The 3,299-nt window shown below is 62.3% G+C and carries 3 protein-coding genes; 1 reads left to right on the top strand and 2 read right to left on the bottom strand.

The genetic code is table 11. The features are described from left to right. Positions 1-104, bottom strand: a 104-nt coding sequence (locus tag ACESNG_RS03495) for a dodecin family protein (RefSeq protein ID WP_373063742.1), incomplete at its 3' end; no start/stop codon positions are given. Between the two features lie 431 nt (positions 105-535). On the opposite strand from ACESNG_RS03495, the gene ACESNG_RS03490 reads away from it, so the two are divergent. Next, complete coding sequence (locus ACESNG_RS03490; protein WP_373067830.1) at positions 536-2,116, top strand: M28 family peptidase; 1,581 nt, start codon at positions 536-538, stop codon at positions 2,114-2,116. Between the two features lie 181 nt (positions 2,117-2,297). Here ACESNG_RS03490 and ACESNG_RS03485 read toward each other — a convergent pair whose 3' ends face one another. Further along, entirely contained in the window at positions 2,298-3,242 is a 945-nt protein-coding gene (locus tag ACESNG_RS03485) for a LysR family transcriptional regulator (protein ID WP_373061441.1), read from the bottom strand. Between the last annotated feature and the right edge of the window lie 57 nt (positions 3,243-3,299).

The following is a 3,299-nucleotide window of genomic DNA, read 5'->3' as shown; positions in this document are numbered from 1 at the left end:
ATGCCGGTGATGGTTTCCGAAGCTTTTGCAATGCCCTGGGAAACAGCGTCGTCGAAACTGGTGGTACTCGATGAAATGATCTCGATAACTTTCGCGACGGACATGGTAGCATCTCAGCGTAATGGGAGTGCCGATCCTGCTTCAGTGCGAACCGACACCACAAGACTGCGCAGAACGCGTGCCACACAGGCGCATGAGTCCGCCCGCCACCTACTTTCCCGCGCGTGCCTTCGCGCCCTTCGCGTCAACCGCGGTGCTTTCGGCTGACCCGGAGCTCTCTACCAGCGATCTGATTGACGCGAAGCTCGCGGAGGACGCGAAGCACGCGAAGAAAAGCTACGAACAAGAAATGATTGAGAACAGCATTGCACGAACGGACCGCCACGCTGGGCACGTGAGAGTTGATAGTCTGCCGCTTTCATCGTACCGTATCCGCATGCCCAACATGCGAACACCCCGTTGCTTGACGCTAGCCGCGCTATGTCTCTGTGCCGCTCCTCGCGTCGCGATTTCACAACCGTCGATCGATGCGCGTGTGCGGCGCACACAAGCCGCCGCCGAGCGCATTCGCGCGGACGACATTCTGCGCGACGTGAGCTATCTCGCGTCAGACGCGAACATGGGGCGACGGACACCGTTCCCTGGGCTCGCCTCACCGGGGTACGACTCGGCGGCGCACTACGTCGCGAAATTCTTGAAGTCCATGCGCGTTACGCCCATGGGCGACGACGGCACGTACTTTCAGCACTACACCGTCACCCGTAGCACGCTCGATACCACCAAGGCCACGGGCGCGATCGGCGCGGAACCGCTGGCGTGGGGCCGGGACTTTCTCGTCAATAGTTTTCTGGTGCCTGGCGTGCGCGAGGCGAACGTCATCTACGTTGGCACTGGCATTCAATTGCTCAAGCGCAATGTTGATCCTTACGCCGGGTTCGACATTCGCGGCAAATGGTTGCTGGTCAGCGGCGCCCCGCCGCAAACGGGACGCGGGGCGGTGCGTGCTGGAATGCCTGCCGGGAAGGTTGGTGTTGATTACACCACCATTACAGAAGTCGCGCGGTTTGGCGGCGCCTTGGGCATCATTACGGTAGTGAGCGACTCTGTGCTTGGCACCTCGACGCGGCGGGCCGTGACGGGGCAGGATCTCAACCCTGCCGTGGGTGTGGCCTACGCACAGTATCAGGTGCCGAGTATTTCAATTTCCACTGCGGCGTTGTCGAAACTGTTGGCTGGTACGTCGTTGTTGCCGGAGACCGTGCTCTCGCGCGATTCAACGCTCGAGCGAAACTCGGTTGACCTTGGCGCGAACAATCGACTGCGCATCGACTTTGCGGCAACCACGCTCGACGCGCGCCCATACAACGTGGTGGGAATGCTCGAGGGCTCGGACCCCGTGCTGAGCCAAGAGTGGGTGTCGCTGGCGGCGCATCTGGACGGTGCCGTACCGGCCAATGGGAGTGTACCGGGAAACGCGCTTCCCGATCAGTACAATGCCGCCGATGACAATGCGAGTGGCAGCGCGGGCAACATGGCGATCGTGCGCGCGTTGGTCGCTGCGCCGCGAGCGAAGCGCTCGATCCTGTTGATCTGGGACTCGGGTGAGGAAGTCGGATTGTGGGGGACCCGCGCGATCGCGTACGGCGCATGGTCCGAGAAGCTGGTGCTGCACGTCAGTAACGACATGATCGGGCGGAGTCGCCCCAACAACAGTCCGAAAGAGCAGACGTTGTCGTCGACCGATTCCATTTACGTCACGGGTCCGCTGTTGCTCAGCACGCGCATCGAAGCCGCCTTGCAGCGAGCCTCCAAGGAGTTTCCGTACATCGCCTTGGACCGTCGCTACGAAGACGTGAGTGCCTCGTACTACTACCCGCGCACGGACGCCGGTCCGTATCTGGAGCGAGGGATTCCCATCATGCAGTTCTTCAACGGCGAGCACGCCGACTATCATCGGCCGAGTGATGATGTGGCGAAGCTCGACATTCAGAAGATCACGAACGTGTCCAAGCTGTCGTTCGGTGCACTGTGGCTGGCGGCCGATGACGCATCGAAGCTGGCGTGGGACGGGATTGTACCGGAGACGTTGTGGTGGGTAAAGCTGCGGCGCGAGTAGTCACGACGTGAGATAGGCGCGACGAGGCGAACAGTCTTCGGGACAACCGACAATGTCGGCGGAAGGTGCGTGGGCGCGCGCATGCGGAGAAACTCCGCGTGGATAATCACCGCCAGATGAGCCGTATCTCTTCCGAGCGACACGGCGCAACGGGTTCGTGCTGAAGAAACAACGTGCTGTGCTACCCCTTGCCCCGCCGTTTCGCCGCTAAACGGCGGCGCGCCGAATCGGCGATCGCCAGCACCGCCGGGTGTCGCAGCTTCCGCTCGGCGCTCAGCGCATAGAAGCGCTCCCGCACACCGCGCAGACGCCCCACGACCTGTACATCGAACGTGCGCTGTACCTCGGCCTCCACCACACTTGGCGCGCAGAACGCGCCCACGCCGTCATGCCCGAGCAGTTGCAGCATGGCCATGTCATCCACCTCGGCCACGATATCCGGCGTGATGCCGTTGTCGGCGCACCACTGCGTCACGTGGCGTCGCAGCAACGAACCCTCACCGGGAAGCAGCAGCGGCGCACCGTCCAGGGATTGTGGAAACCCGTGGGTGAGTTGTGCCGCAAGCGTCGAGGCGGCGAACACCGTTATGCCGCTATCACCAAGCAGGTGGGAGTATGCGCGCACACGGGTGCCGCTGGGCATCGGCGCATCGGCAATCACCAGGTCGAGCGCGTCACTCGCCAGATCGTGGATCAGTCGATCGGTTTTGTCGCTCCTGATGGTCACGCGCCACAGAGGCCCGAGTGAAAAGACGGGCTCGATGAGACGCCACGCCGTGAGCTTGGGGAGCGAATCGGCTACGCCGATGCTGAAGCGCAGTGGCCGCCCCTCGGTCTGCGTGCGCGTCGCGGTGAGCAGCTCGCGCCCCAAGGTAAAGATTTCGTCCGCATATCGAAGCACGAGGTGGCCCTGCTCGGTCAGTGTGCGATTGCGACCGCGTCGCACGAACAACGGCGTACCGAGTGCGGCTTCGAGCGCCTGCAGTTGTTCGGTGATGGTGGGCTGTGACACGCCAAGGAGCGCGACGGCAGCGGCGATACTCCCTTCATGGGCCACCGTCCAGAAGTAGCGAAGGTGCTGATAGTTGAGGGCGTTGAGGTCGGGAGGCAGTACGGGTCGCGTCATTCAGCAAACATCGGCAGAACCGATGTATTTGCCAATAGCATCGGCTTTAGGGATCTT

This window comes from Gemmatimonas sp. (genome assembly GCF_041689975.1).
Taxonomy (GTDB): Bacteria; Gemmatimonadota; Gemmatimonadetes; order Gemmatimonadales; family Gemmatimonadaceae; genus Gemmatimonas.
The sequence above is the reverse complement of the archived record's forward strand: the minus strand, read 5'-3'. Positions and strand labels throughout refer to the sequence as shown.